The 26,983-nt window shown below is 68.6% G+C and carries 25 protein-coding genes; 11 read left to right on the forward strand and 14 right to left on the reverse strand.

Annotation, left to right across the window (positions count from 1 at the left end):
- Positions 1-629: 629 nt before the first annotated feature.
- Both ctaD and ACWF0M_RS25310 read right to left on the reverse strand, forming a co-directional pair.
- On the reverse strand, positions 630-2,315 hold the full coding sequence (gene ctaD, locus ACWF0M_RS25305) for an aa3-type cytochrome oxidase subunit I (protein WP_452238182.1): 1,686 nt from the start codon (positions 2,313-2,315) through the stop codon (positions 630-632).
- A gap of 53 nt (positions 2,316-2,368) precedes the next feature.
- Positions 2,369-3,997, reverse strand: coding sequence for an LLM class flavin-dependent oxidoreductase (locus ACWF0M_RS25310; RefSeq protein WP_452238183.1), 1,629 nt, complete (start codon positions 3,995-3,997; stop codon positions 2,369-2,371).
- 84 nt (positions 3,998-4,081) lie between these two features.
- On the opposite strand from ACWF0M_RS25310, the gene ACWF0M_RS25315 reads away from it, so the two are divergent.
- Positions 4,082-4,951, forward strand: a complete 870-nt coding sequence (locus tag ACWF0M_RS25315; protein ID WP_452238184.1) for a LysR family transcriptional regulator — start codon at positions 4,082-4,084, stop codon at positions 4,949-4,951.
- On the opposite strand, the gene ACWF0M_RS25320 is transcribed toward ACWF0M_RS25315, so the two are convergent.
- Entirely contained in the window at positions 4,948-6,903 is a 1,956-nt protein-coding gene (locus tag ACWF0M_RS25320) for a glycoside hydrolase domain-containing protein (protein WP_452238185.1), read from the reverse strand. The two genes, ACWF0M_RS25315 and ACWF0M_RS25320, sit on opposite strands and share 4 nt — an antisense overlap.
- Before the next feature lie 234 nt (positions 6,904-7,137).
- On the opposite strand from ACWF0M_RS25320, the gene ACWF0M_RS25325 reads away from it, so the two are divergent.
- A complete protein-coding gene (locus ACWF0M_RS25325) occupies positions 7,138-7,713 on the forward strand; it encodes a TetR/AcrR family transcriptional regulator (RefSeq protein WP_452238186.1) in 576 nt (191 codons plus the stop codon).
- Positions 7,714-7,780: 67 nt separating this feature from the next.
- Entirely contained in the window at positions 7,781-8,968 is a 1,188-nt protein-coding gene (locus tag ACWF0M_RS25330; protein ID WP_452238187.1) for a Cmx/CmrA family chloramphenicol efflux MFS transporter, read from the forward strand.
- On the opposite strand, the gene ACWF0M_RS25335 is transcribed toward ACWF0M_RS25330, so the two are convergent.
- Positions 8,926-9,723: a TIGR02569 family protein gene (locus tag ACWF0M_RS25335; RefSeq protein WP_452238188.1), complete on the reverse strand. Its 798-nt coding sequence runs from the start codon at positions 9,721-9,723 to the stop codon at positions 8,926-8,928. The genes ACWF0M_RS25330 and ACWF0M_RS25335 overlap by 43 nt on opposite strands.
- A 68-nt stretch (positions 9,724-9,791) precedes the next feature.
- On the opposite strand from ACWF0M_RS25335, the gene lexA reads away from it, so the two are divergent.
- The gene (gene lexA, locus ACWF0M_RS25340; RefSeq protein ID WP_452238189.1) at positions 9,792-10,445 is read left to right on the forward strand and encodes a transcriptional repressor LexA; all 654 of its coding nucleotides are present in this window, start codon (positions 9,792-9,794) and stop codon (positions 10,443-10,445) included.
- Between the two features lie 798 nt (positions 10,446-11,243).
- Here the strand turns inward: lexA and ACWF0M_RS25345 are convergent.
- The 4 genes from ACWF0M_RS25345 to ACWF0M_RS25360 all read right to left on the reverse strand — a co-directional run bounded on the left by ACWF0M_RS25345 (position 11,244) and on the right by ACWF0M_RS25360 (position 14,512).
- On the reverse strand, positions 11,244-12,395 hold the full coding sequence (locus ACWF0M_RS25345) for an acyltransferase family protein (RefSeq protein WP_452238190.1): 1,152 nt from the start codon (positions 12,393-12,395) through the stop codon (positions 11,244-11,246).
- Between the two features lie 17 nt (positions 12,396-12,412).
- Positions 12,413-13,603 carry an RNA polymerase sigma factor gene (locus tag ACWF0M_RS25350; protein WP_452238191.1) on the reverse strand — a complete coding sequence of 397 codons (1,191 nt, stop codon included), beginning with the start codon at positions 13,601-13,603 and terminating at the stop codon, positions 12,413-12,415.
- Positions 13,600-13,944, reverse strand: a complete 345-nt coding sequence (locus tag ACWF0M_RS25355) for a YciI family protein (RefSeq protein ID WP_452238192.1) — start codon at positions 13,942-13,944, stop codon at positions 13,600-13,602. Before ACWF0M_RS25355 ends, ACWF0M_RS25350 begins: the two co-directional genes overlap by 4 nt.
- Positions 13,945-14,071: 127 nt before the next feature.
- A complete protein-coding gene (locus tag ACWF0M_RS25360) occupies positions 14,072-14,512 on the reverse strand; it encodes a YybH family protein (RefSeq protein ID WP_452238193.1) in 441 nt (146 codons plus the stop codon).
- Between the two features lie 93 nt (positions 14,513-14,605).
- Between ACWF0M_RS25360 and sigJ the strand changes: the two genes are divergently transcribed.
- The gene (sigJ, locus tag ACWF0M_RS25365) at positions 14,606-15,493 is read left to right on the forward strand and encodes an RNA polymerase sigma factor SigJ (protein ID WP_452238194.1); all 888 of its coding nucleotides are present in this window, start codon (positions 14,606-14,608) and stop codon (positions 15,491-15,493) included.
- Here sigJ and ACWF0M_RS25370 read toward each other — a convergent pair.
- On the reverse strand, positions 15,456-16,703 hold the full coding sequence (locus tag ACWF0M_RS25370) for an FAD-dependent oxidoreductase (protein WP_452238195.1): 1,248 nt from the start codon (positions 16,701-16,703) through the stop codon (positions 15,456-15,458). The genes sigJ and ACWF0M_RS25370 overlap by 38 nt on opposite strands.
- Positions 16,700-17,566 carry an AurF N-oxygenase family protein gene (locus ACWF0M_RS25375; protein WP_452238196.1) on the reverse strand — a complete coding sequence of 289 codons (867 nt, stop codon included), beginning with the start codon at positions 17,564-17,566 and terminating at the stop codon, positions 16,700-16,702. Before ACWF0M_RS25375 ends, ACWF0M_RS25370 begins: the two co-directional genes overlap by 4 nt.
- Positions 17,567-17,648: 82 nt before the next feature.
- Between ACWF0M_RS25375 and ACWF0M_RS25380 the strand changes: the two genes are divergently transcribed.
- A complete protein-coding gene (locus ACWF0M_RS25380) occupies positions 17,649-18,794 on the forward strand; it encodes an MFS transporter (protein WP_452238197.1) in 1,146 nt (381 codons plus the stop codon).
- On the opposite strand, the gene ACWF0M_RS25385 is transcribed toward ACWF0M_RS25380, so the two are convergent.
- Positions 18,769-19,395 (reverse strand): SAM-dependent methyltransferase, encoded by a 627-nt coding sequence (locus ACWF0M_RS25385; protein WP_452238198.1) that lies wholly within the window; start codon positions 19,393-19,395, stop codon positions 18,769-18,771. The two genes, ACWF0M_RS25380 and ACWF0M_RS25385, sit on opposite strands and share 26 nt — an antisense overlap.
- 176 nt (positions 19,396-19,571) lie before the next feature.
- Here ACWF0M_RS25385 and ACWF0M_RS25390 point away from each other — a divergent pair, with 176 nt between their 5' ends.
- Genes ACWF0M_RS25390 through ACWF0M_RS25400 form a run of 3 tightly spaced genes read left to right on the forward strand, consistent with a single transcriptional unit; the run spans position 19,572 to position 21,612 of the window.
- Complete coding sequence (locus ACWF0M_RS25390) at positions 19,572-20,483, forward strand: DUF929 family protein (protein ID WP_452238199.1); 912 nt, start codon at positions 19,572-19,574, stop codon at positions 20,481-20,483.
- A 2-nt stretch (positions 20,484-20,485) separates the two neighbouring features.
- On the forward strand, positions 20,486-20,956 hold the full coding sequence (locus ACWF0M_RS25395; RefSeq protein ID WP_452238200.1) for a vitamin K epoxide reductase family protein: 471 nt from the start codon (positions 20,486-20,488) through the stop codon (positions 20,954-20,956).
- A 29-nt stretch (positions 20,957-20,985) separates the two neighbouring features.
- A complete protein-coding gene (locus ACWF0M_RS25400; protein WP_452238201.1) occupies positions 20,986-21,612 on the forward strand; it encodes a UdgX family uracil-DNA binding protein in 627 nt (208 codons plus the stop codon).
- Here ACWF0M_RS25400 and ACWF0M_RS25405 read toward each other — a convergent pair.
- Positions 21,600-22,076: a hypothetical protein gene (locus tag ACWF0M_RS25405; RefSeq protein WP_452238202.1), complete on the reverse strand. Its 477-nt coding sequence runs from the start codon at positions 22,074-22,076 to the stop codon at positions 21,600-21,602. The two genes, ACWF0M_RS25400 and ACWF0M_RS25405, sit on opposite strands and share 13 nt — an antisense overlap.
- A gap of 262 nt (positions 22,077-22,338) precedes the next feature.
- Here ACWF0M_RS25405 and ACWF0M_RS25410 point away from each other — a divergent pair, with 262 nt between their 5' ends.
- Entirely contained in the window at positions 22,339-24,492 is a 2,154-nt protein-coding gene (locus ACWF0M_RS25410) for a DEAD/DEAH box helicase (protein WP_452238203.1), read from the forward strand.
- Here ACWF0M_RS25410 and ACWF0M_RS25415 read toward each other — a convergent pair.
- The gene (locus tag ACWF0M_RS25415) at positions 24,484-25,092 is read right to left on the reverse strand and encodes a DUF1684 domain-containing protein (protein WP_452238204.1); all 609 of its coding nucleotides are present in this window, start codon (positions 25,090-25,092) and stop codon (positions 24,484-24,486) included. The genes ACWF0M_RS25410 and ACWF0M_RS25415 overlap by 9 nt on opposite strands.
- Positions 25,093-25,103: 11 nt before the next feature.
- Complete coding sequence (locus ACWF0M_RS25420) at positions 25,104-25,772, reverse strand: transglycosylase SLT domain-containing protein (RefSeq protein ID WP_452238205.1); 669 nt, start codon at positions 25,770-25,772, stop codon at positions 25,104-25,106.
- 73 nt (positions 25,773-25,845) lie between these two features.
- Here ACWF0M_RS25420 and ACWF0M_RS25425 point away from each other — a divergent pair, with 73 nt between their 5' ends.
- Positions 25,846-26,490 carry a VOC family protein gene (locus tag ACWF0M_RS25425; protein WP_452238206.1) on the forward strand — a complete coding sequence of 215 codons (645 nt, stop codon included), beginning with the start codon at positions 25,846-25,848 and terminating at the stop codon, positions 26,488-26,490.
- Positions 26,491-26,983: the final 493 nt, after the last annotated feature.

Here is a 26,983-nt window from a genome sequence, read left to right on the forward strand (position 1 = left end):
GGGATAACCCATGCCGTTGTGCCTTCTCCCTTGGTGTACGAGGGGAGAACCCACAACACGAGGGGATATCCCCCCGGAATGGTTGTCACCTCGGGCGAGCCGGCGCCGGGCCCCCGCACCCGCCCCCGTCCTCGGTCCGCCGCCGGCCCTCCGCAAGCTCCAACACCAAGGGATAACCCTTGCCGTTGTGCCTTCTCCCCTGGTGTACGAGGGGAGAACCCACAACACGAGGGGATATCCCCCCCGGGAATGGTTGTCACCCTCGGGTAGGCGCGGCGCCGTACGCCTCAGGCTCTTGGCCAGCACGTCGTGTGGCCGCCGACCGGTTGTGCGCTCGTCGGCGCGTTGTGCGACTGCTAGCGGGCTGTGCACCCGCCGGCGCATTGTGCGACCGCTGCCGGGTTGTGCGAACGCTGCCGGGTTGTGCACCCGCCGGCGGGTTGTGCGACTGCTGGCGGGTTGTGCGACCGCTGCCGGGTTGTGCGAGCGCTGGCGGGTTGTGCGACTGCTGGCGGGTTGTGTGGCCCGTGGCGGGTTTGTAGCGGGGCAGCGGGGAAGTAGCCCGCTATCCGCGTACGAGCCCAACAGGTGCAGCGCGCGGGCCGGTGCCTGGCGCAGGGGGCGGTGGGTTAGAGCTCTATCTCTTGGGTGTGGTCGGTGATGGCTAGGTCTGGGTGGTGTAGGTCGAAGGCTGGGGATTCGGAGCGGATTCGGGGTAGTTTCACGAAGTTGTGGCGGGGTGGGGGGCAGCTGGTTGCCCACTCGAGTGAGCGGCCCCAGCCCCATGGGTCGTCGACCTCGACGCGTGGGGTGCGGCGGGACTTGTAGATGTTGTAGAGGAACGGCAGTGTCGAGATCCCGAGGAGGAACGCGCCGACGGTCGACACCTGGTGGAGGGCTGTGAAGCCGTCGCTTGCCCGGTAGTCGGCGTACCGTCGCGGCATCCCCTCGACCCCGAGCCAGTGCTGTACCAGGAACGTCGTGTGGAATCCGATGAACAGCATCCAGAAGTGCAGCTTGCCGAGCTTCTCGTCGAGCATTCGCCCGGTCAGTTTGGGCCACCAGAAGTAGAACCCGGCGAACATCGCGAACACCACGGTGCCGAAGACGACGTAGTGGAAGTGCGCGACCACGAAGTACGTGTCCGACAGCTGATAGTCCAATGCCGGCGACGCCAGGATGATCCCGGTCAGGCCGCCGAACAAGAAGGTCACGAGGAAGCCGACCGACCACAGCATCGGGGTGTCGAACGACAGGGACCCGCCCCACATCGTCCCGATCCAGTTGAAGAACTTCACGCCGGTCGGGACCGCGATCAGGAAGGTCATGAACGAGAAGAACGGCAGGTTCACGCTGCCTGTCACGAACATGTGGTGGGCCCAGACCGCGATGGACAACGCTCCGATGCCGAGGGTGGCCGCGACGAGACCGTAGTACCCGAAGATCGGTTTGCGGCTGAATACCGGCAGGATCTCGGTGATGATGCCGAAGAACGGCAGCGCGATGATGTACACCTCTGGATGCCCGAAGAACCAGAACAGGTGTTGCCAAAGGATCGCCCCGCCGTTAGCGGCATCGAACACGTGCGCGCCCAGCGAGCGGTCCGCCTCCAGTACCAGTAGCGCCGCCGCCAGGATCGGGAACGCGATCAGGACCAGGATCGACGTGACCAGGATGTTCCAGCAGAAGATCGGCATCCGGAACATCGTCATACCGGGCGCGCGCATGGTGATGATCGTGGTGACGAAGTTGACGCCGCCGAGGATGGTGCCGAGACCGGCCATCCACAGACCCATGATCCACAGGTCTCCCCCGACGCCCGGCGACCGCGTGCCGCCCGACAACGGCGAGTACGCCGTCCAGCCGAAGTCCGCTGCCCCGCCCGGGCTCAGGAACGCACCCAGCGTGATCAACCCGCCGAACAGGAACAGCCAGTAGCTGAACATGTTCAGTCGCGGGAACGCCACGTCCGGCGATCCGATCTGCACCGGCATGATGACGTTGGCGAACCCGACGAACAGCGGGGTCGCGAACAGCAGCAGCATGATCGTGCCGTGCATCGTGAAGAGCTGGTTGTACACCTCTTCGTTCACGATCTGCAGACCCGGCTCGGCAAGTTCGGCGCGGATGATCAGCGCCATCACGCCGGCGATCAGGAAGAACGCGAACGACGTGACGAGGTACAGCTGGCCGATCACCTTGTGGTCGGTCGTCGACAGCAGCCGGCCGATCACCTGCCCCAGCGGCCGCCGTCCTACGTTCGTAGCGGCCGAGGTGCGCTCGGTGACTCCGGGATGCCCACTGACAGTGACCATGCGACCTCCCTAGTCCGCATCCCTTCGATTAGACACCTCTGGATCGTCGTCAGCTAGCTCTGAGGACCGGCCGCGATCATCGCGCGTACGTCGGCCAGCCGCAGCGTCGCAGGATCGACGTCCATCAGGCACCACGTCGCGCCCGCCTCGGCGTACGGGCGTGGATCGGCCGACGGCTCCAGGGCCACCGCGATGTCGTAGTCGTCCAGGTTGCCGCGCAGTTCCCGCAGTACGGCGGCAGGCTCGGCCACCTGATCGGGTGAGGTGAGGTTGACCGGGAAGAAGCCGTCGTACCGCGCTGCTCGCCGGATCGGCTTCGCGTTGCCCGGGAACCCGGCGAGCCACACCGGCACTCGGCCGGCCACCGGGCGCGGCAGGAACTGTACGTCGTCGACGAGGTAGTGCTTCCCGTGGTGGTTCACCGGCTCCCCCGTCCACCCGGCGGTCAGGATCTCGAGCGTCTCGTCCATCTTCTCGGCGCGCGCCCGGTCGTCCACCTCCTCGCCGGTCTTCGAGTACTCCTGCGCGAACCGGTCGCTGCCCAGCCCGACCCCGAGAATCAGCCGCCCGCCCGAGAGCCGGTCGAGGGTCGTTGTCTCACGCAACAACTTGGTCGGCCGCCGGCGCGCGATCGGCGAAACCATCGGACCGATCAGCAGCTCTTCCGTCGCGGTCGCCATCGCGCTCATCGTGATCCACGGATCCGACACCTCGCGGATCGGTTCCCGCCACCACAGCTGGTCCCAGAGGAAGAACCCGTCCCACCCGGCCTCCTCGGCCGCAGCCGCGAGCCGCGCAACCTCCACCGGATCGGACAACTCGTCGAACAACGGCAGCCAGATCGCGTACTTCATCGTCGCCCCCCCAGCCTGCGAAGTGTGGTCTACAAGCTCGTCGACAAAGGTCCTCCAGTACGGCGCCGACAGCCCGTGCCCCATGCCCGCTAGCACTGCTAGCCGAGCGCCCGGCACCGCGTCACGAACCGCTTCGCCATGCGGCAACGGAAACAACGGATCCGCGTCACCGTGCAGTACGAGAACCGGCATCGCCAGGTCGCCGAACCCACCGTTCCGCGGCCCGTCGAAGGTCATCGCGAAGTGGTTCGTCAACGAGCCCTCGAAGTTCCGCGCCCGCGCCATGTCCTCCCGCACCAGCGCGCGGGCCTCAGCCTCGTCGAAATGTCCAGCCGCCTCAGCTTCGATTGACCGTACGACGTACTCCTCGACGGCAGCGTCGTCGGCGAAGTCCGGCCAACCCAACCGTGGCATGTCGGCCGATGGCGGCGGGAGGCCCTCGTCGCCGGTGCTGGTCGACACGAACGTCAGCGACGCGACTCGCGACGGGTGGTCGACGCCCAGGATCAGCGCCGTACCGCCGGACATCGACTGCGCCACCACGTGCGCCCGCTCGATGCCGAGTGCATCGAGCAGACAGACAGCGTCCGCGGCCAGGTCGCTCATCGCGTAGCCCGGCGCGCCGGTCGGGAAGGACGTCGAGCGGCCGGTGTCGCGCTGGTCGTACCGGATCACGAAGCGCCCGCTCCCGGCGAGCTCGGTGCACAGCCTGGCATCCCACCAGAGCATCGAGGCACCGGCGCCGTGGATCAGCAGGACCGCGGGGTCGGCCGGGTCGCCGTACGTCTCCGCGCAGAGTTCGACGTCGTTCACTGGATAAGTTGTCATGCTTCGACCGTAGAAGCGGACGATCATCGTGAAAAGCGATTGATTCTTATCAAAGCGATCGCCACAAGCGATAGAGTGTCAGGCATGTACGAGTTACGTCATCTCGCGACGCTGGCCGCGGTCGCCGACGAGGGGTCGTTCGGCCGCGCCGCGAGCAGGCTCAGGTACACCCAGTCGAGTGTCAGCCAGCAGATCGCGATTCTGGAGAAGGCGGCCGGCGGCCCGCTGTTCGATCGTCCCGGCGGTCCGAAGCCGGTCCGGATCACCCCGCTCGGCACTGTCGTCCTGCAGCACGGCCGCGACCTGCTGCGCCGCGCGGACGAGATGCGCGACGGCATCGAGCGCTTCCGGGCGGGCGACAGCCGGATCGACATCGGCACGTTCCAGACCGTGTCGAACACGCTGCTCCCGCAGGTGATTCGCGAACTCCGCGACGCGCACCCGGGCTGCGACATCCGGCTGTTCGAGGAGGAGACCGACGATCCCGACCTCACCGGACTCGACCTGATGTTCTTCGACGGCCCGGCCGGCGACGGCATCGAGGACCTCAAACTGCTGGACGACCCGTACGTTCTCGTCACGCGGCCCGGCGACTTCCCAGCCGGGCCGGTGCCACTCGAGACGCTCGACGGCCTGTCCCTGGTCGCGCATCCGGCCATCTGCCACCAGGCAGTCGTCGAAGACTTCCTGACCGCGCGCGATATCCGCCCGCAGTTCGTGTTCCGCACCGAGGGCAACGAGGCGCTGCTCGCGATGGTCCGGGCCGGCCTCGGCGCAGCACTGATGCCGCGCCTCGCCGTACTGCGGGACGACGAGAGTCTGGCGCGGCATCAGCTCACGCCAGAACTCCCGCCGCGGGAGATCTTCTTGCTGTGGCAGGCCGGCCGCACACACTCACCGCTTGCGGCACACGCGATCGAGCTCACGCGGAGTGCGGCGGCCGCCCTGATTTAGCTCACCGTCAGCACCTTCGACGCCGTCTGCGTGCCCTGGTGGTCGGCGTCCGCGAGCCACACCACCCGGTACGTGTACGTGCCGCGAGCGGCCGGCTTGATGCTGAACGCGTACTTGCCGTTCGTCGTCAGCTTCCCGGTCGTCACGGCCGCCCACGACGTACCGGAACGACGCTGCAGGTACGCCGTCGTACCGGCATGGGCCGGGTTCAGGTAGCCGTACAACAAGGTCGATCCGCCGAGCCTGATCGCCGCCGGAGTCAGGTACGCCGACATCGCCGGATGGACCTGTACCAGCGCCGTCGCGCTCCGCGTCCCGAGCACGCCGGCGGCACCGTTGTAGCCCCACATGTAGTACGTCGACACCGCCGGCTTCTGCGATGTCTTCGCCACACCATTGGCGTCCGACGTGAACGTGCCGACCGTCGCCCACTTGCTGCCGTTCTTCGCCTTCGAGTACAGCACCACGGGTACGCCGGCCAGCTTGGCGCCGTCGAGCCGGGTCACGGCCGTCGACAGCGTCACCGCGCCGGTGTACATGATCGACGCCGCGCTCGCCCCGAGCGTCGCCTTCGAACCGACCAGCCGTACGTCGACGCCCGGCCCGATCTTGCCCTTGCTGTCCTTCACCCACACGCGATACGCATAGCTGGCCGAGTTCGCCAGCCCGGTGTGGGTGAACATGCTCGCGGCGCCGTTGTAGATCGGCGTACCCGACGTCGGCAGCGGCGGCGGTGTCGAACCAGACGCGGCACGAACCGTGATCTGCCCGAGCGTCGTGCTGGCCGGCGCCGTCCAGCGCAGCGTGGCGGCCGCGACCCCACCCGACACAGTGAAGCTGCTCACCGGCGGCGGCGGAGCAGTCAGGTTCAGATAGTTCTTGTCGATGGACATCGTCACGCCACCGTTGGTCTCGCTGACGTCACCCGCGAACTGGTGCACGCGCTGATGGTTGCTCCAGTAGGTCGAGTTGATGAAGCGGCTCGTCCCGACAGCAGATCCCCAGTGCGCGAACCAGATGTTGTCCGGTCGCGTGTACGCCGTACTCGTGTAGACGCTGTTCAGATCGGCACCACCGGAGGCCGCGCCGACATACGCGCCGCCGAGGTAACCGCGCGAGTTCAGCTCCTGCGTCCACCCGGTCAGGTACGACAGCACGGCCGCCTTGCAGGCAGCGGTCGACGTGTACGCCTCGATGTCGCTGTAGATCGCACTGCGCTGCGCGAACCCGAGCGCCTGCGCCGCGGCGACCGCGTTGATCGCGGCGTTCTTGCCCTGGACGAGAGCAGTCGACGCGACCGACGACATCCGGCTGTTGTACGTCGTGCACGGCGCCTGCAAACCGACGTCGACGAGCAGGAACTGCCAGCCCTTGCTCGCGTTCGCCGCGACCCAGTCCGCGGTCAGGTTCGGCTGCGCGCACGCCCGCAACCCGCCGCTGATGTAGATGCCGACCCCTTGGTACGTCGGCCGCCAGGCATCCATCGCGTCCTGCGACGGCGCGGCGCAGGTGTCGAACCCGTTGCCGGCGTAGTTGCCCGTCGCAACGATCGTCGGCGCGACCGCGGCCTGCTCGGCAACACGCGCCGACGACGTCGTGGTCACCACCTTGCCGGTCGCGAGTACGTCGTTCGCCGTGGCCTCGGCACCCGGTGCGTAGTACGCCGTCGCCAGCACGCCCGCGTCGGCGATCGCGCGACGGAGCAGTCCGTCCGTCGACGGCTGTGCGGTGGTCAGCGGCTCCAGAACGAGGCCGGAACTGCGGCCGACGAGGTGTGCCGGGCAGTTGGCCTGTGCCGTGCTGCGGCCCAGGTACACGGCCGGTTGATCGAGCCGCACGCAGGCGGTCGGGTTCGCGGCCAGGTCGACGACCGGCCAACTGGCCGGGACCGTCACCTGGTAGCCGCGGTACGAAACGGTCTTGGTGTCTTCAGCGGTGGCCGGTCCACTCACAGCGATTCCGGCGACCAGGCCAAGGGCAAGAGCGAGCCCCCCAGGTCTGAACAGCCTCACATTGCTCCCCAGTTCATCGTTGGACGGTGCCCCCAAGTGAAGGCGAGCGCCTGCGCTCCTGTCGAAGAGCTTCCGGCACTCGCCTCGATGCCCAGATGCTATCGGCGCACGAAGTTCACCCGTCGTGCAGCGTGTTTTGGACCGATCAGTCCATAACGTGTTATGCTCGGCGGCATGCCGAGACCGAGGACCTTCGACGAAGACCGTGCCGTGGATGCGGCGATGCGGGTGTTCTGGACGTCGGGCTACGAGGCCACCTCGACACAGGACCTCTGCGCGGCGACCGGGCTCGGCCGGAGCAGCATCTACAACACCTTCACCAGCAAGCGCGACCTGTTCGACCGTGCGCTGCGGCGGTACGCCGACCGCTTCACCGCCGCGCAGCTCGAGGTCATCCAGGACGCGACGCTGCCGATCCGCGAGCGGATCCGGCAGATCCTGTGGACCGCGGTAGAGCCGGATCCCGACGAACCGGCCGGCTGCTTCGTGATCAACACGATCGTGGAGCTCGGCCCGAAGGACGCCGAGGTCGTCGAGCTCCTCGATCGCGACCACGAGTCCAAGCTCGCCGCGCTGACGACCGCCATCCAGGCGGCGCAGGCGGCCGGCGAGGTCGACCCGGAGCAGGACGCGACCGGGCTCGCGACGTACGTCTTCACCGTTCTCGGCGGCCTGCGCGTGGCCGCCCGCCGCGGCGCGACACCCGAGAGTCAGCGGATCGTCGTCGAGGCAACCCTGCGCAGCTTCTGAATCCCACCAGCCCTCGGTTCGGCACGCCCGCGTTGTGAACCGATCGATCTAATACTGAGAGGCCCTCATGCCCCGCGCTGTCTATCTGCTCGGCCTGGCGATCTTCGCCCAGGGCACGTCCGAGCTGATGCTCGCCGGTCTGCTCCCCGAGATCGCGACCGATCTGGACGTCTCCATCCCCGCGGCCGGTCTGCTGATCTCCGCGTTCGCCGTCGGCATGCTCATCGGCGCACCGATCCTGGCGGTCACGACGCTGCGCTTCTCCCTGCGCGCGGCGATGCTCGCGTTTCTCACGATCTTCGCGCTCACCCACGTGGCCGGCGCCCTCACGTCGTCGTACGGCGTGCTGCTCGCGACCCGAGTCGCGGGCGCCTTCGTGTACGCCGGGTTCTGGGCGGTCGCTTCGGTGACCGCGATCGAGCTCGCCGGGCCGGAAGCGCGTGCGAAGGCGATGAGCGTCCTGGCGAGCGGTCTCACCGTGGCCACGATCGTCGGGCTGCCTGCCGGGACGTTGCTCGGCCAGCACCTCGGTTGGCGATCGGCGTTCTGGGCGGTGGCTCTGCTGTCGGTCCTGGCGATCGGCGGTGTGGTCGCGACGATTCCCAAGGGACGCTCAGAGAGCGTTCCCCGGCTGCGTCTCGAGTTGCGCAGCATGGCGAATCCGCAGCTCTGGCTCGCGTACGGGACGACCGCCCTGTCGACCGGCGCGATCTTGGTGATCTTCAGCTACCTCGCTCCCCTGCTCACCGAGACCACCGGACTGTCCGCGGCCTGGGTGCCGGTGATCCTGGCGCTGTACGGCGTCGGCGCGCTGGCCGGTATCACGATCAGCGGACGCACCGCGGATCAGCGACCGTTCAGCACGCTCGCGATCAGCCTGGCCGGAGTGATCGCCGCAGCGATCGTGCTCGCGCTCGCGACCGGCACGCCGTGGCTCGCGATCCCGGCGATCATCGGGGTCGGAACGTTCGGCTTCGCGACCAACCCGGCGGTGAACTCGCGGGTGTTCAGCGTCGCCGGATCCGCACCGACGCTCGCCGCCGCCTTCAACATCTCGGCGTTCAACGTCGGCATTACGGTCGGTCCCTGGCTCGGCGGCCTGGCGCTCGACGGAGGCGCAGGCTATTCGTCGGTCGGCTGGATCGGCGCGGCCCTCGGAGTGCTTGCCTTCGGCACCATTCCGCTCGCCGTCCGGGCCGCGGGCCGCGCGACTCAACCGGCGTACGAGACCGCAAGCTCGATGACCGGCGCGTAGGCCCCGCGGCGAGCGTCCGTCCAGGTCGGGGCGCCGCCCGCGAGGTCGTCGGTCGTCATGCGGTAGATCAGCGCGCGCACGAGCATCTGGCCCCACTCGGGTAGGTGGGCCCAGCGCGCCGCGAGTTCCGGTTGGGCGCCGTACCAGCACAGTGCATCGGCGACCGCGACAGCCGCCGCCCACGACGGCGGTCGCCAATAGACGGGCCAGTCGATGATCGCCGGCGGGAGACCGTCGGCGAACATCACGTTCCCCGGCAGGTCCCCGTGCACCACCTGCGACACCAGTTCCACCGGCCGCCACGCGTCGACGAGCGGCCCGACAAGTTCGACGTACGCCGGACTTCCGTCGACGGACTGTTCGCGCCAGGCGACCCGGTCGCCGTCCGCCCACGGATCCTGGCGGGTGTCGATGAACTGCGGCCGAGACAACCCGGCGACGGCCTCATGGAACGCGGCCGCTGCGGTCAGTACCTCGTCCTGCCGCCGAACATCCGTCGCACCAACCAGCAGCTCACTGGCCTCCCACCCGAACGCGACCCACGCACCATCCCGAGCCCGCACCGGCCGAGCCACCCGAAACTCCCCCGACTCCGGCAACGCGTTCAACACCTCGGCCCGCCAGGCGGCCTCGGCATCCGCACGCTTGATCACCACACCCCCGGAGCACCAGGTCTCCCCCTGCCCACCCGGCAGCCGTACCACAGGCTCAGCCAACCCAAAGGCGTCCAGAACCTCATCCGATGGACCGCGCATGCCTGCACCTTCTCATTAAGAGCGCGTCGGAGTGCGCTTGTCGGGTGGGGGCGCTCTAGGATTCCGCGGTGACTGATCTTGATCTGTTCGGCGACCTCGACATCGGGGCGCTTCCGGAGCGGCAGCAGCGCATTCTGGTGGTGATCCGGGACTGGGTGATGCGGTACGGGTACCCGCCGAGCAGCCGGCAGATCGGTGACGCGGTCGGGCTGCGCTCCTCGTCGTCGGTGTCGAAGCACCTGGCCAGTCTGGAGGAGAAGGGGTTCCTCCGCCGGAGCCCGTCGGTGTCGCGGCCGATCGACGTCCGGATGTTCCTCCAGGAGCCGGGCGCCGGGGCGACGAGTGACGACAACGTGCCGGTGCCGGTGGTCGGCGACATCGCGGCCGGTACGCCGATCTCCGCGGTCGAGCACGTGGACGACGTACTGCAACTCCCCCGCGGGCTGACCGGCCGCGGCACCGTGTTCGGCCTGCGCGTCCGCGGCGAGTCGATGATCGACGCCGCGATCTGCGACGGCGACATCGTCGTCGTCCGCCAGCAGTCCGAGGCCCACTCCGGCCAGATCGTCGCCGCGATGCTCGACGACGAAGCCACGGTCAAGGTCTACCGCCGCCGCAACAACCACGTGTACCTGGAACCCCGCAACCCCGCCTACGAAGTCATCGACGGCGACAACGCAACAATCCTCGGCGTAGTCGTCTCAGTCCTCCGCAGCGTCTGACCGTCCGCTGTGTGAGCGGGCCGTTGGACAGGTTCCGGTGGGGTCGCACCTGATATCCGGCGCTCCGGTCAGATGTGTGGGCGTCAGCGGCGGCATCCGGAGACTCACGACAGACCGTGGAGACCCGAAACCCGACATTTCCCGCCTCCGCCCACCAGCTCCTGTCTCCAGTCCCACCGCCCGCCCGCACCACGGCCCCGCACCACCGCTCGCACCACGGCCCGCACCACCGCTCGCACCGCACCACGGCTCGCACCGCACCACGGCTCGCACCGCACCACCGCCCGCACCACCGCACGCACCGCACCACCGCCCGCACCGCACCACCGCATGCACCGCCTGCACTGCCCGGTCCATCCCGTCGGCCGGCCCCGAGGTCGGGCGCGACAAGAGCCCTCGCACACGAGTGGATATCCGTCCGTGTTGTGGCTTCTCCGTTGGTGTTAGAGGGGAGAACCCACAACGCCAGGGGATATCCGTTCTTGTGCTGGATGGGTGGATGTTGTCTTGCCGGCTGGGTGATGGGGTTGGTGGTGGGACGGCTGCTCGCGGCCGGGGTGATATGCACGCTCGACAGGTAGTGCACCGGTGAGACGGTGTACGCGCGGGCGCGTTTACGCTCAGGTGCACTACCCGGCCACCCGACACCTCCTGTCGAGCGTGCACATCACATCAAGCCCGGGACCGCCCTGGCACCCGTCGACCACCCACACGTCAGGCACAAGAGCCTGACATTCCCTGTCCGCACGACCCGGAAGGTGTCTCCCCCGCGGATGGCCGACCGTGCTCACGGGTGTCTCAGCGGGTCGGGGTCGCCCGTTTGACGCCGAGGAGTTGGTTGACTGCTGGGGTGGATGACAGGAGCCAGGCCAGGAGGGCTGAGGCGGTGAAGGCGGTGGGGAGGAGTACGGCGTACTTGAGCCAGAGGGTCGTGTTCCAGGTGACGATGAAGTAGGCCAGTGCGAGGATGATCGGCTGGTGGACGATGAAGTACGGCATTGCGGCTCGGGCCAGGCGCGGGGGTAGTGGGCGTTGGAGTGCGGGCGCGCGGAGGCCGAAGCCCAGGACCGCGACGAGCCAGCCCCACACGGCGAGGGTGATGAGTGGCGAGTACCAGATGTACTGCCACGAGTAGCCCGGGTCCGGCCACCAGCCGTCGAGGAAGTCGATGATGCCGGTGACGACCCCAAGCACAAACGCGCCGGCGCCGAGCGCGAGCCCCGCTCGAGCGTCCCGTCGTACCGCGGCCAGCAGTCGCTCGTCGGACATCACCAGATACCCGACGACGAAGAAGTCGAAGAAGAACACGAACTCGCCCCACCCGTGCTCCGGACCGGGCGCCGCGAGCAGCAGAAGATGAACCGGCACCAGCGGTACGACGAGCAACAGGATCGACCCGCGCCGCTGACACCGGCGCGCGATCCAAGCCGTCCAATCAGACTTGCCCCGCAGCAACAGGAATACCGGCAGACCGAGTACGGCGAACTGGATCAGGTAGACGAGGAACCACAGGTGGTACGTGTCGCGCAACCACAGCGGCGCATCGCCGGCGAGATCGCTGAAGAACGTCCTCACATCACCGAAGAACGAGTCCGTCGACCGGCCCTTGTGGTGCTCCTCGATGAAGTACTGCAGCGGTGACAGCAGCACGTACGCGACGAAGAACGGGACGAGCAACCTCAGCGAGCGCTCTCTGAGGAACTCGGCCGCGCTCCGCCACCGCAGCGCCAGCCACGCGGCGGAACCGGAAATCATGAAGAAGAACGCCAGCCCCCACAACCCCAGGAACGCGATCGCGATCGAGATCCCCGCACTGGTCTGCGCGTTCTTCACGTGCCAGTCGCCGTCGTCGAACGGCCGCAGGGTGTGGAACACGAACACCCCGAACACCGCGATCACGCGCAACCAGTCGAGAAACCACAGCCGTTCGCCCCGTCCCTCCGCACCCATGGAGCAAGGATGGTGGCTCAGCGGGCCAGGCGCTCCTTGAGCAGCCCGAGCTGTGCCGGATTGGCGGTCAACTCGGCTGCGCGCTCGTCCGCGTCATGGGCCTCGGCGAGGCGGCCGAGGTCGCGGAGGAGTTGCGCGCGGGTCGCGTGGAACAAGGAGTACTGCTGAAGGTCGGTGGCCATTCCGTCGAGTTCTGCGAGAGCAGCGGCAGGTCCGCGTACATAGGACAGTGCGATGGATCGGTGCAGTCCGGTGACTGGGGTTGGCTGCAGGGTGAGGAGCATGTCGTACAGGACGAGGATCTGTGGCCAGTCCGTCTCGGGCCAGGTGGGTGCCTCGCTGTGGCAGGCGGCGATCGCGGCCTGGAGTTGGTACGGGCCGGGTGCGTGGTGCCGTCGGGCGGTGCGGGTCAGGAGAGCCGTTGCGTCCGCGATCGCCGCGTGGTCCCACGACGTACGGTCCTGGTCCTCGAGGAGGACGAGGTCGCCGGCCGGCGTGAAGCGGGCCGCCGTACGGGCTCGATGCAGTCTGATCAGGGCGAGCAGGCCGGCTACCTCGGGTTCGTTGGGCAGGAGTCCGTGGAGCAGCGCGGTCAGCCATTCGGCGTCGTCGACGAGATCGCGGGAGTGCGCGCGTTCCGCCGTACTCGACAGGTAGCCCTCGTTGAAGAGCAGATAGATGACTGTCAGTACTTCGTTGAGGCGCTCGGCGAGCTCGTCGTCGCGCGGGATCCGGTACGGGATGCCGGCGTCGGTGATCTTGCGCTTCGCCCGTGTGATCCGCTGCGCGACGGCGGACTCGGACGCCAGGAACGCGGCCGCGATCTGGGCGGTCGTCAGCCCGCACACCACCCGGAGAGTCAGCGCCACCTGAGCCTCACGCGCCAACGCCGGGTGGCAGCAGGTGAAGATCAATCGCAGCCGATCATCCGGCGGCGACTGCTCCAACGGTTGCAGGAGCGCGAGTTTGGAGCGGTAGTTCTGCTGTCGACGCAGTATGTCGAGACCGCGGCGCTTCGCGACCGTGAACAGCCACGCGTCCGGCCGCTCCGGAATACCTTCGACCGGCCAGCGCCTCAGCGCGATCTCGACCGCGTCCTGCACCAGGTCCTCGGCCGCGGAGAAGTCACCGAGCATCGACACCAACGCGCCCGCCAGCCGCCCTGCGTGGTCACGCACCACGCGGGCCAGTTCGTCGTCGGTGCTCACATCTCCGCGACCGGCCGGATCTCGATCACCGGGCAGGCCGGCCAGGTCTTCACCATCCGCAGGGCCTCGTCGAGGTCCTCGACCTCGATCTCGGTGAACCCGGACACGACCTCCTTACCCTCGATGAACGGTCCGTCCGTCGTCAGCTGCCCGCCGTCCAGCCGGACCGTCGTCGCGGTCTCCCGGCCTTGCAGCTTGCTGCCCCGGTTGGTGATCTTGTCCGCATGGTCGTCGAACCACTGGTACACCCGCCGGTACGCCTCCTCCTTCTCGGCCGGACCCATCGCCGCGAACTCCGTCGCGAATTCCTCGGTCTCGATGAACATCAGCACGTACTTCACCCGCCACCTCCTTGATGACAGTCTCGCTCAGGAGACGATCGACCCGGGCCGCGATCCGACAGTCTGCGAGGGTGAGTTCATGAGACGGCCGGCCCGCACATTCTCGGCTGGGCGCGGCTCAAAACGTTCAGGGCATGAGGTCCATCGCGGCACTGCCGTCCTCGAAGTTCGACGGGACGGAGACCTGGTCGTGCACGATCAGCCATTGGCCGTCGATCTTCTGCCAGGCGGCCGTCCAGCGCAGCCAGTAGTCGATCTTGCCGCCTGTCTTCAGCACGGCGTTCATGTGGTTGAGTGAGTACACGACAGCGAGGTCGCCGTCGACGAGGACGGTCAGGTCGCGGACCTCGTACTCGAGCGGCAGCTCGAACGCCTCGAACACGAACTCCCAGTTCGCCCACTTCGTCTCGGCGCCGAGGTGCCGCAGCGGCGGCTGGATGTCGAACGAGACGATGTTCGGGGCGAAGATCGTCCTGACGGCGGCCCGGTCGCCGGTGCGGATCGCGTCGAGCAGGATGTCGACGCCTTCCCGGATGTCGACTTCGGCGACAGCATTCTGTGTGGTCATGATCGGTACGACGAGACACCGGCGCGGACTGTGAGACCTCACAGTCCGGCGGCCTGTTCCGTCGTACCAGGTATGAACGAGGAGAGGACCGCCATGAGTGACCCCGGCCTGAGCGCGATCATGAGCGAGCGGCGGCAGCTGATCAATCTCGCGTACCGGCTGCTGGGGTCGCTGGCCGACGCCGAGGACGTGGTCCAGGAAACGTATGCGCGCTGGTACGCGATGACCCCGGACGGCCAGCAGGCGATCGACAACCCGGCGGCGTGGCTGACGAAGGTCGCGAGCCGGATCTGCCTCGACCTGCTGCGGTCGGCCCGCGCCCGGCGGGAGCGGTACGTCGGTGAGTGGATCCCGGAGCCGTTGCCGGAGACTACCGAGTGGCAGGCCGGATCCGCCGACCCGGCCGACCGGGTGACGCTGGACGAGTCCGTGAACATGGCGTTCCTCGTCGTACTCGACGCGATGACGCCGGCCGAACGGGTCGCGTTCATCCTGCACGACGTGTTCCGGTACCCGTTCCCGGAGGTCGCCGAGATCGTCGGCCGTACGCCGGCCGCGTGTCGCCAACTGGCCTCGTCGGCCCGCCGCCGGATCCGGGACGCCGAGCACCCGGCGGCACCGTCGGCTCGGCGGGCGGAGCTGGTCCGCGAGTTCAAGGCGGCCTGGGAGGCGACCGACATCGCGGCCCTCGTCAACCTGCTCGATCCGGAGGTCACTGCGGTCGCCGACGGCGGTGGCATCGTGACGGCCTCGCTCGCGCCGGTGCACGGCGGCACCGACGTCGCGCAGTACTTCGCCCGGCTCCCGGTGTTCACCCTCGGCCGCACCATCATCGAGCGCACGGTCAACGGGCAGCCCGGGCTGGTGATCGAGTTCGAGGGTGTCGTCGAGACCGTGATCGCGTTCGATGTGGACGGCGATCACATCACGAACATCTGGGCGATCAGGAACCCGGAGAAGCTGCAGCCCTGGAAGAGCTGACCAGCGTCGTCACGGTCTCCTGGGCGCAGGCCTTGTTCACGCCGATCCCGCCGCGAGCGCCGCGTTTGATCCAGCCCGCCACGTAGTGACCGGGCCGGCCGACGACGGCGCCGCGGACGTTCGGGACGATCCCGCGGTCCGCGTCGAACGGCAGCCCGTCGATCGGCCGTCCCTCGAACCCGATCGCGGTGAACAGGTTGCCTGCGGCGATCGTCTCGCCGGTGTCGAGTGTCAGTCCGTCGGACGTCCAGCTCGTCGGCCGCGCGTGGTACCGGAGCTCGACCCGGTCGCCGGCCGCGGCGAGCAACTCCTGCAACGCCGTTTCCGTGTACGCCGCCGCTTCGGGCCCGCGCCGGCCGAGCAGCACGACTTCCTTGATCCCGCTGGCCGCGAGCGTACGACGTACCGCCGGGGTGACGTCCATCGAGCGCAGCCGTTCCTCGTCGCTCAGCAGGATCCGCGCGAGGTCGATCGCGACGTTCCCGTTCCCGATCACGACGGCTCGCGGTCCGGTCAAGGCGACCGGCAACGACGCACCGGGCCGCCCGTTGCACCAGGCAACGAAGTCTTCGGCGGTGCAGGCCGCCGGCTCGCCGGTGATCCCGAGCCGTCGGCTGCGGCGCGCTCCGACCGCGTGGATCACCGCGTCGTACCCGCTGGTCATCGAGGCGGCGTCGGTGCCCGGCAGCCAGCGCACCCGCGAGTGGCCGACGATCCGCTCGAAGGTGTCGATGATCTGCTTGGTCTGCGGATGATCCGGCGCGACGCCGAACCGCACCAGGCCGCCGATCCGGTCGCTCCGATCGACGAGCGTCACCTCGGCCGTTGTCCGCAGCAACAACTCGCGCGTCGCGTACATCCCGGCCGGTCCGGCGCCGACGACCAGCACCCGGCGCGGCCCGTCGCCCCAGGTCTGGTACGACGGCGGCTCCCAGCTGTCCAGATCCGTGGCCTCGAGCGGCTCTCGCTCCGCGAAGTACGCGGTGTTCCGTTCGACATCCTCAGGCGCCGCCTGGTCGGCCGGTTGCGCCGCGTCGACAGGGCAGATGTCGGCGCACGCACCGCAGTCGATGCAGGTCCGCGGATCGATGAACAGACTCACGCCCGCGCCGAACCCGGGCTCGCCGGGCGACGGGTGGATGCTGTTCATCGGGCAGACCGCGACACAGCTCGCGTCCGAGCAGCACTCCCCCGAGATCACGTAACTCACAGCAGACCGGTCCGCCGATACACCCGGGACGCGGCGGGCGTCAGCAGCCCGACCGATCCGAGGAAGTCCATCAGGTTCGCGCAGCTTGTCCGCAGCAACGACCGGTGATGCTCGTTGCGCTGCGCCTCCCGTACGGCGCGTTCGACGTCCAGCCCGACGTTCGCGTAGACCTCGCGGCTCACCATGCTCGACACGATCATGTCGGCGGCGATCGCGATCACGAGCGCACTCACCCAGCGCCGCCCGCGCCCCGCACCGGCCAGCCGCTCGCGGGTCTCCTCGCGCGCGAACACCATGTGCCGCGACTCCTCCACCACGTGGATGTGGTTCACGGTCCGCACCAGCGGCTCGACCCGGCGGTCCCGCATCCAGTCGCGCTGCATGACGTCCAGCACCTCTTCCGCCACCAGAATCGCGGCGTACGCCGTCTCACCGGTCGCGACCGTCTTGAACATCCGGCCGAGTTCGCGCGCGAGCAGCCGCGGGCGGTACGTCGGCTCGGCGAGGCGGCCGGACGCCTTCGCGAACATGATCGAGTGCCGGCACTCGTCGGCGATCTCGGTCAGCGCCCACTGGAACTCGGCGCTGCGCGGCGGCTTGTCGTACACGTCCCGAAGGATCATCTGCTGCAGGATCATCTCGAACCAGATCCCGGTCGAGGCCACCGACGCGGACTCGTGCCGGGTCAGCTCCCGCTGCTTCGCCTCGTTCAGCTCGTCCCAGTACGGCGTCGCGTAGAGCGTGCTCCACTCCGGCGACATCCCGTACCCGTCGCCGACCGGCGCGTCCCAGTCGATCTCGGTCTCCGGGTCCCGGGACAACGTGCCCGCCGACCCCAGCAACCGCTCAGCAGTCTCGTCCATCGGGTGCACCTCCGAGTCGATATGACATCGTCTATGTAACATAACTGATGGTTCAAATCCTGTCGAGGGCTACAGTCCTCCTGTGACAGATCGAGCGGTACGGATGTGGCCGCTCTACGCGGCCGGTTTCACGACCGCGTTCGGCGCGCACGCGGTCGCGGCGAACCTCGGCGGATCCTCCCCCGACGCCGTCACCTCGCTCCTCACCCTCGGCCTCTTGCTCGCTTTGTACGACGGCGCGGAGGTGCTGCTGAAGCCGGTGTTCGGCACGATTGCGGATCGGATCGGCGCCCGCCCGATGCTGCTGTTCGGCCTCGCCGGGTTCGCCGTTGCCTCAGGCACCTATGTACTCGTGGACCGGCCCGGATGGCTGTGGGTCGCGCGCCTCGGGCAGGGCGCCGCCGCTTCGGCCTTCTCCCCCGCCGCCTCGGCGTTGGTCGCCCGGTTGAACCCGTCGGCGAAACACGGGCGGGCCTTCGGTAGCTACGGGTTCTACAAGAGCATCGGGTACACGGCCGGGCCGTTGCTCGGCGGTGGGCTGGTGTGGCTCGGCGGATTCCGGCTGCTGTTCGGGGTGATGACTGTTCTCGCCGCGGCCGTTGCCGTCTGGGCGTTCATCGCCGTACCTGATGTGCCGCCGCTGCCTCGGACCCGGCAGACCGTGCTCGATCTGGCGCGACGGATCACCGACCCGGTCTTCCTGCGCCCGACCGCGGCGCTTGCGGCTGCGACGGCGGCATTGTCGGTCGGCGTCGGGTTCCTGCCGGTCACCGGCGCGTCGGACGGGCTCGGCACGATCGCGACCGGCGCGGCTGTATCACTGCTAGCGGCGACAGCGGCGGTCGTGCAACCGCGGACCGGTCGCGCGCTCGACGCCGGCAAGCTGACGACGCGCACCGGCATCGCGCTAGGGCTGGGTCTAGCAGCGCTAGGTTTCGTAGCCGCCGCGCTGCCCGGCGTCGCGTTCCTGCTCATCGCATCCGCGCTCATCGGCGCGGGCACGGGCGTGATCACGCCGCTCGGGTTCGCGGCGCTGGCTGCGAGTACGCCGCCCGAGCGACTCGGCCAGACCATGGGCACCGCAGAACTCGGACGCGAGCTCGGCGACGCAGGCGGTCCGCTACTCGTCGCCGCGATCGCGACAGTCGCCGTACTGGACGCCGGCTACCTCGCCCTCGCCGCACTCCTCGCGCTGGCGTTACTCATACTCCGCCCACCACGAAACTGAACAGACTCTGCCCCGTCACCAGCGACTCCGGTACGCCGGTGAAGCGGTGCACACCGACGCCGAAACCAACCTCCGGACCGGACACCCACACCCGCTCGAAGCCGCGTGCCTCGAACCAGTCGCAGATCCTCGGCACCAGATCCGGCTCCCCACGATGACGGGTCCAGATAACCGTCGCGCCCGTACGGCAGAGCTGCGGGCTCGTCGCGATCGTGCGCTCGATGTCCGCGGACGTGATGTTGCCGAAGATCCCGCACAGCAGCACCAGCTCGGCCGGCGCGAGGCCGACGTACTGATCGGTCAGCGACGCGTCGCCCGTGACCACCTCGACCTGATCGAGACCACTCGCCCGCTCCCGCGCGAACGCCGCCAACTCCGGATCAAGCTCGACCAACCGCGCCCGTACGTCGGCACGCCGCGGGTGATCCTCCAGTACGTCGATGAGGTCACGGCCCTGCCCCGCGCAGAGGCTGATCACCGGTACCGGGCCGGCCGGAGCCCGATCGAGCGCCGCGCGTACCTGCTCCTGCACCGCCTCCAACCGCCGCGACAGTCCGGATCCGGGATCGTCATACTCCGCATGCCAAGCCTGCCAGTCCATGTCCCGCAGCCTAGGCGGAGGTGGGGGAGGGTTTCCTGCCCGATCCGGGAAGGGAACCTGCCCAAGGCCGGTGATCGGGTGTGCGATCTGTAATGTCTCGGTGACGGAGAGGTAGGAACTTCCGGGGGCGATGGATAGTTGTCCTTCAGGAGCCTGCGCGCGATCAGAGGAGAGTCATGGCACGGCGTGTCGAACAGAAGGCTGCGGCCCGCGAGCGCATCGCGGCGCAGCTGGCCGCCCAGCAACAGGCGGAGCGGCGGCGGCGCCTGCTGCTCGCGGTCGGTGCGGTCGTCCTGGTCGTGGTGATCGTCGGCGGCCTCGTCACGATCCGGCTCGTCGGCGGTGGCAAGAAGACCGCGACCGGCCCCAGCGGCGCGGCCGACACGGGCCTCGTCACCGCACTCTCCTCGATCCCGGACTCGACCTTCGCCACGGTCGGCACCGCCGACGTCAAGGCCGCGCCGTCCGCGATCAACGGCGCGCCGGCCCTGACCGCGGGCGGGAAGCCGAAGGTGCTCTACATCGGCGCCGAGTTCTGCCCGTACTGCGCCGCGGAGCGATGGCCCGTCACGGTCGCGCTGTCCCGGTTCGGCACGTTCAGCAACCTCGGTACGACGCATTCGGCGTCCGAGGACGTGTTCCCGAACACGCCGACGCTGTCGTTCCACGGGGCGACGTACACGAGCCAGTACCTCGCGTTCACGGGCGTCGAGACGACCACGAACGAGATGGTCGGGAACGGGTACAAGCCGCTCGACACGCCGACGGCCGAGGACCAGAAGACGTTCGACACGTACAACAAGCCGCCGTACGTCGGCAGCGACGGCTCCATCCCGTTCATCGATCTCGGCGGCAAGTACGTCGGGTCCGGGGCGACGTACAGCCCGGATCTGCTCGCCGGTAAGACCCAGGCCCAGATCGCGGACGCGCTGAAGGACCCGTCGAGCCCGATCGCGAAGGCGGTCGACGGCTCGGCCAACGTCTACACGGCAGCGATCTGCAAGCTGACGAACAACCAGCCGGCGAAGGTCTGCTCGACGGACGCGGTGGTTGCGGCGGCATCGAAGCTCGGTGCGGCGAAGGGCTGAGCGTGACCGCAACTGCACAGCACCCGTCCCGGACCTCGTTGGGCTGGATCCCGTGGGCCACCTTGGTGGTGTCGGTGGCCGGCCTCGCGGTGGCGGCGTACCTCACCTATGAGCACTTCACCGCCGGTACGACGCTCGCCTGCCCGGACACCGGGGTCGTCAACTGCGCGAAGGTCACGAGCAGCCAGTACTCGAAGGTCTTCGGAATCCCGGTCGCACTGCTCGGGCTGGCGTTCTTCGTCGGCATGACCGCGCTGTCGGTGCCGCCGATGTGGCGTACGTCGTCCCCGTGGCCGGGGCGCCTGCGCGTGGTCGGCGTACTGACCGGGGTCGTGTTCGTCTGCTACCTGATCTGGGCCGAACTGTTCCAGATCAACGCGATCTGCCTGTGGTGCACAGTCGTCCACGCCCTCACACTGATCCTCTTCGCCCTCGTCATCATCCGCCTGGCCCTGATCCCACCCCACTCATGAAATAGCCCACACCGGGAACTGGAACCTTGATGAGGAAACACCCAGGAGCCGACAAGTGGGTGCCGCAGACCGGCGGCATGCGGAAGGTACGCGCGGAGCTCGGCAACTGCCGTGGCTGCGACCTGTGGGAGGACGCTGAGCGGGCTGTGGCGGGTGAAGGGCCGGTGCGGGCGCGGATGATGTTCGTCGGCGAGACGCCCGGGGATCACGAGGACAAGGAAGGGCACGTCTTCGTCGGGCCGGCCGGGCATCTGCTCGACAGGGCGCTGGCCGAGGCGGGGATCGAGCGGTCGGAGGTGTACCTCACCAATGCGGTGAAGCACTTCCGGTTCGAGCTACGCGGGAAGCGGCGGATCCACAAGACGCCGTCGGCCGGTCAGATCACCGCCTGCCGTCCGTGGCTGGTGCGCGAACTCGAGATCGTGAAGCCGTCGGTGGTCGTCGTGATGGGGTCGGTCGCGGCCAAGGCCCTCCTGGGCGCCTCGTTCCGGGTCACGCAGGAGCGTGGCAAGCGGGTGGAGTTGCCGGGCGGCGTGCCCGCTGTGGCGACCGTGCATCCGTCAGCCGTGGTCCGGTCCGAGGAGTTCCGGCGGGACCTCGGTCTCTTCGTCGACGACCTCCGCGTCGCGGTCGAGCTGCTCGGTCAGGAGGTGTAGTCGACCACCACGACGGATTCCACGATCTGCCCGTCGGTCCGGGTCAGCTGCTGGATCGGCATCCCCGGCAGGCTGGTCGCGAACCAGAAGATCTCGTCGGTCCCGCCGTCCCGCACGGTGTAGCGCAGGCAGTCCAGCGCGCCGATCGCGGTCTCCAGCCGTTCCGGCTCGATCGTCGTGTCGCCGGCCGCGAACGAGGCGTGCCGCTGCAGGTCGAGCCAGGTCGCCTTCATCACCTGCGGCTCGCCGAGCAGAGCGCCGTCGAGCGACCGCCGCGAACGTTCCAGCGTGACACCGGCGTCGTCGCACTCGACGTACGTGCTGATCAGCAGGTACGGCGCCGCGCCCACCGACTCGACGCGGCGCGTGATCGACTTCCCCACCCGCGTCGCGTTCCGGATCTCGGCGGCGGTGAACGGCGTCGGAGCGCGCCCGGCCTCCAGCACATGCGAATCCGCTGTCATCGGGCCTCCAGAGCTACCACTGTAGATGTGTTCCCGGCTGATACCCGGTGCCGGTCTGCAACATTCGGGAGAGTGCGGGTAGCATGGGATCTCGATCGCGCACACAGGAGCGGTGCATTCTGAGCCGTGTTCCTGGGGGACTCTCTCGACGGCCCTCTGCACGTCATTGGGCAGGTCACGGGGCCGCGCCTCGTCGGCGGTTTCGGTCCTCGCGTGGTCCGGTATTCCGTCACGGCTCCGCCGTGGCACGACACAGGAGGAAATGTTGGCCCGACGAGGTCAGCGCCAGCCCGGCGCTACCCGTTCCGCTCCCCGTCGCCGGCGTCGCGTCCGTGACGGCGAGTCCGACGGTTTGATCCAGGTCCTCGCACAGGCCGTGCGAGAGGTCGAGGCCGCGGTCACCCGTGGCGCGATCAAGCCTTCGACCCGGACGAAGTTCCAGGTCGTCGCCCTGCTGGTCCGCGAGGAGCGGTCCCGGGTGAACGGCGCCGAGTCCGCCACCGAGGCGTACCGCACCGAGCAACTCCGGCGGCTCGACGGGATCGCGACGATCCTGGCGAAGACCGCCGCGCTCGAGCCCTCGCTGCTCGGCCTGCTGGCCGAGGACGCGGTGATGTCCGAGGCCGCGGTCGCACTCAAGCGGCAGATGCTGGAGGACGCCGGATTGGAGGCGCCTGAGGAGCCGGAGCCGGCTCAGCAGGTCGCTCCCCCGGAGACGCAGACCCGGCGAGTGGTGCCGCAAGCAGTCGTGGCCCGGCAGCTCGCGAACCCGTTCCTGCCCCCGGACTTCTCCAACGCCCCGTCCCGCGCGGCCAAGCCGAGCCGGCTGGGCGGCTGGGAGCTGATCGGACCGCTCCTGCGCTCCTTCGAGCACGCAGCCGCCTCGGCCACTATGCACCTGCCCGACCCGAAGGGGCTCCGGCTCACCGGCGGCATCGACGCGCTCCGCCTCCGCGGCCTCGAGCTGATGCCGCACCAAGCCGGGGTGATCGAAGCCGCGGCGGAGGGCCACCGGACGTTCCTGCTCGCCGACGAGCCCGGTCTGGGCAAGACCGCCCAGGCGCTGCTCGCCGCGCAGGCCGCCGACGCCTATCCCCTGCTGGCCGTCGTGCCGAACGTCGTCAAGACGAACTGGGCGCGGGAGGCCGGCCTCTGGACACCCCGCCGTACGCCGACCGTCATCCACGGCGACGGTGACACGATCGACGGTTTCGCGGACATTGTGGTGGTGAACTACGAGATCCTCGACCGGCACGTCGGCTGGCTCGGCGACCTCGGGTTCCGCAGCATGGTCGTCGACGAGGCGCACTTCATCAAGAACAAGAAGTCGCAGCGGTCCCGGAACGTCCTCGATCTGGCCAACCGGATCCGCAGCCGGACCGCCCGGCCGCTGCTGATGGCCCTCACCGGTACGCCGCTGATCAACTCGATCGAGGACTTCACCGCGATCTGGGAGTTCCTCGGCTGGATCGACGAGAAGGCGCCGCGGGCCGAGCTGATGGAGAAGCTCGACGCGACCGACCTGACCCCGGCCGACCCCGGGTTCAACGCGGCCGCACGGGCCAGCGTGATCGACATGGGCATCGTCCGGCGCCGCAAGGTCGACGTCGCCGCCGACATCCCGGCCCGCCGGATCGCCGACCTCCCGGTCGAGCTCGACGGCGCCGCCGGCCGCTCGATCCGGGCCGCGGAGCGGGAGCTCGCGGACCGTCTCGTCGACCGGTACCGGACCGCGCTCGAGACCCGCCGCTCGGGGGTCGTCGTGGACGGTATCGACCACGACCTGGTCCGCCAGGTGGCCGGCTGGGAGCGCGCCGAGATGGCGACCAAGAAGACCGGCGACAACGTGTTCAGCCTGTTCCGCCGGATCGGTCAGGCGAAGGCAGGCCTGGCCGCCGACTACGCGGCGCAGCTCGCGCAGAACGTCGGCAAGGTGGTGTTCTTCGCCCGCCACATCGAGGTGATGGACACCGCCGAGGAGCTGTTCGCCGAGCGCGGCATCCAGTACGCGTCCATCCGCGGCGACCAGACGGCGCGCACCCGGCAGAAGAACATCGATGCCTTCGTCAACGACCCCGACGTGTCCATCGCGGTCTGCTCGCTGCTGACCGCGGGCGTCGGCCTCAACCTGCAGGTCTCGTCGAACGTCGTGCTCGCCGAGCTGTCGTGGACCAACGCCGAGCAGACCCAGGCCATCGACCGGGTCCACCGGATCGGCCAGGACGAGCCGGTCACCGCGTGGCGGATCATCGCCGCGCAGACCATCGACACCCGGGTCGCCGACCTGATCGACGCCAAGGCCGGCCTGGCCGCCAAGGCGCTCGACGGCTCCGACGAAGAGGTCGGCTCCTCGGCCGACTTCCAGCTCGAAGCCCTGGCCGCCCTTCTCACCCAGGCTCTAGAAGCTTCAGCCTGACAACTCGCCCACCGGCAGCTCGACACTCAACGTGTTGGCTGCCGGTGCCAGCGGGCAGGTCCATTCCGGGCTGTACGCGCACGACGGGTTGTACGCGAAGTTCAGGTCGACGACGAACTCGCGAAGGTCGCCCCCGAGATCCGCACCCTTCACCGTGTCGATCAGGTAGCGGCCGCCGCCGTACGTCGAGCTGCTGGTGTCCTTGACCGGTACGAAGAGGCCGCCGCCGTACGACTCCAGCCACCACACGTCGAGATCCCCCACCGGCAACTGCAGTACGCCGACCCGCGAGAACGGGATCACGCCGTCGGTCGCGGACTGGAACTCCCAGCTCGACGGCTTCACGTCCGTCTCGATGGTCGCCTCGAAACGGAACTCCGGGCGGTACGGCGCGACGGGCGCACCGGCGTACGTCGCGCGCTGTTCGGGCGGGACCGGTGAGGCGGGGTGATTCGTCAGCAGCTCGTTGCGACTGGCCTGCCAGTGGGCGTGGGCGGCGGCTGGATCTGGTTCGGCGCGGATGTCTCGGTAGAGCGCGAAGACTTGCCGGCGCCAGTCGGCGACGGCCAGTGCGGGTGCCCCGAACTTCCCTCGGTTCACAGCGTCTCCTGTCAGCTCTTGATCGCTTCGGCGGATTTCGCCCAGTTGTCGTGCAGACGGTCGACGTACGACTGGGCCTGCGAACCGGCCTTACGTCCACGCGCGAAGATCCGCATGTTGCCACCGCCCGCGTTGTAGCCGAGGGCAAGCAACTCGTCCTTGGTGTAGAGGTCGGCGCGTTTGCTCGGCAGCCGTTTCGCCAGGTCGTGCAGATGCCAGGCCGCGGCCTCGATCGCCAGCGCGGGGTTGTCGGGCAGCTCTTCCCATTTCCGCTTCGCGAAATCCCGGCCGCGTTTGGTCTCGTCGAACGCGGGCTTGTGCATGTTCGCGATCCCGAACGCCGGATCCGAATCCACCTCGGCCCATTGCCGTTCGAACTTCGGGTCGTGCGGTTTGTACGACTCGTTGTACAAGATTGCCATCAGCAACTGCGGGTTGATCCCGGCCTGCTTGGCGTACCGCCGTACGTCGGCGGCGAAATGCGCCGGATCGTAGTCGTCGTACCACGGCTTCGTGCTCTTCGCGGTCGGCTTTGCTGTGGTTGTCGCCGTGGTTGTCGCAGTTGGTTTGGTGGCGGTTGGCTTGGGGTCTGTTTTGGTGGTGGTGTCCTTGTCGGAACAGGCGGCCCAGACGCCTACGAGCAGGACTCCGACCGCCACCCACGACCAGCGTTTCGCCACCCCACCACCGTAGTCAGTCCGCGCAACGCGCCGACCCACGACACTTGCGGAAAGCGCTTGCTACGGTGGTTGGGTGATCTACGAACTGAACCATGTCGGTGGTCGGGTACAGGATCTCGAGGCGAGCCTGTCGTTCTACGGCGAGCTCGGGGCGGAGGTGGTCGACCGGCTGTTCATGCCCGGTCCGCGCGTCAACCGGGTACACATCCAGCTCGCGACCGGCCTCGTCGAACTCCTCCACCACGAGGAGCCCGACCCGCAAGCGACGTACGGACTGAACCACATCGGGTTCATGACCGACGACCTCGACGGCGACTACGCCCGGCTGATCTCCCTCGGGTACGCCGAACTCTCGCCACCCCGCGTAGCCGGAAGCGGCCAAGGCCGACTCGCCTTCCTCTCCGACCCGAATGGCGTCCGCGTCGAACTCCTCCAGCGCTCCGAGGACTTCCGCATCCCACCGATCACGGCTGGCCCGGTGGTCGCGTTCACGCACGTCGCGGTCGCAGCACCCGATCCGGACGCGGCGGCCGAGTTCTACGGCACCCACCTCGGCATGGAACGCGTCACGGACGACACGTTCCGCCTGGGCCCTGACATCCTCAAACTCACACCCCCACCCGCCGCGACGATCGCCCACCTAGCCTTCACCACCACCTCCCCCACCCCACCCACCCAAGACCCCGACGGCACCCCCGTCACCTTCGTCGCCGCCTAACCCCGGATCCCCAGCACTCACCAACGCGCCCACACCACGTCGACCGACGCAACCCTCCGCCTGAACCCACACGGCGCCCCGAGGTTGATGAGTGGCGCACGTCCACCCACCACAAATCCCCACCAGCCGACCCAGCCCTCCTGCCCGACGCACAGCTGGCCAGCCACCACCCAGCCGTGAACACGGGATACCTCATGGTGCGCCGGCACCCGACAATTCCCATCTCCACTCACCGGCGCCCATCTCCAGTCACCAGCCCCCATCTCCAGTCACCAGCTCCGGTCACCACCCTCGCCGCGCCGTCGGCACCGATGGGCGGGCCGCGCCGATCCCACGCCGGCCACCGGCGAGTACATGAACGGTTATCCCCCCGTGTTGGGGGTTCTCTGCTGGTACGCGAGGGGAGAACCCCCAACGCGAGGGGATATCCGGCTCTGGTGTCGGATGTGTGGGTGAGTTGCGGGCCGTGAGACAGGTTCTGGTGGGCCGGGAC

This window comes from Kribbella sp. NPDC055110, assembly GCF_053607525.1.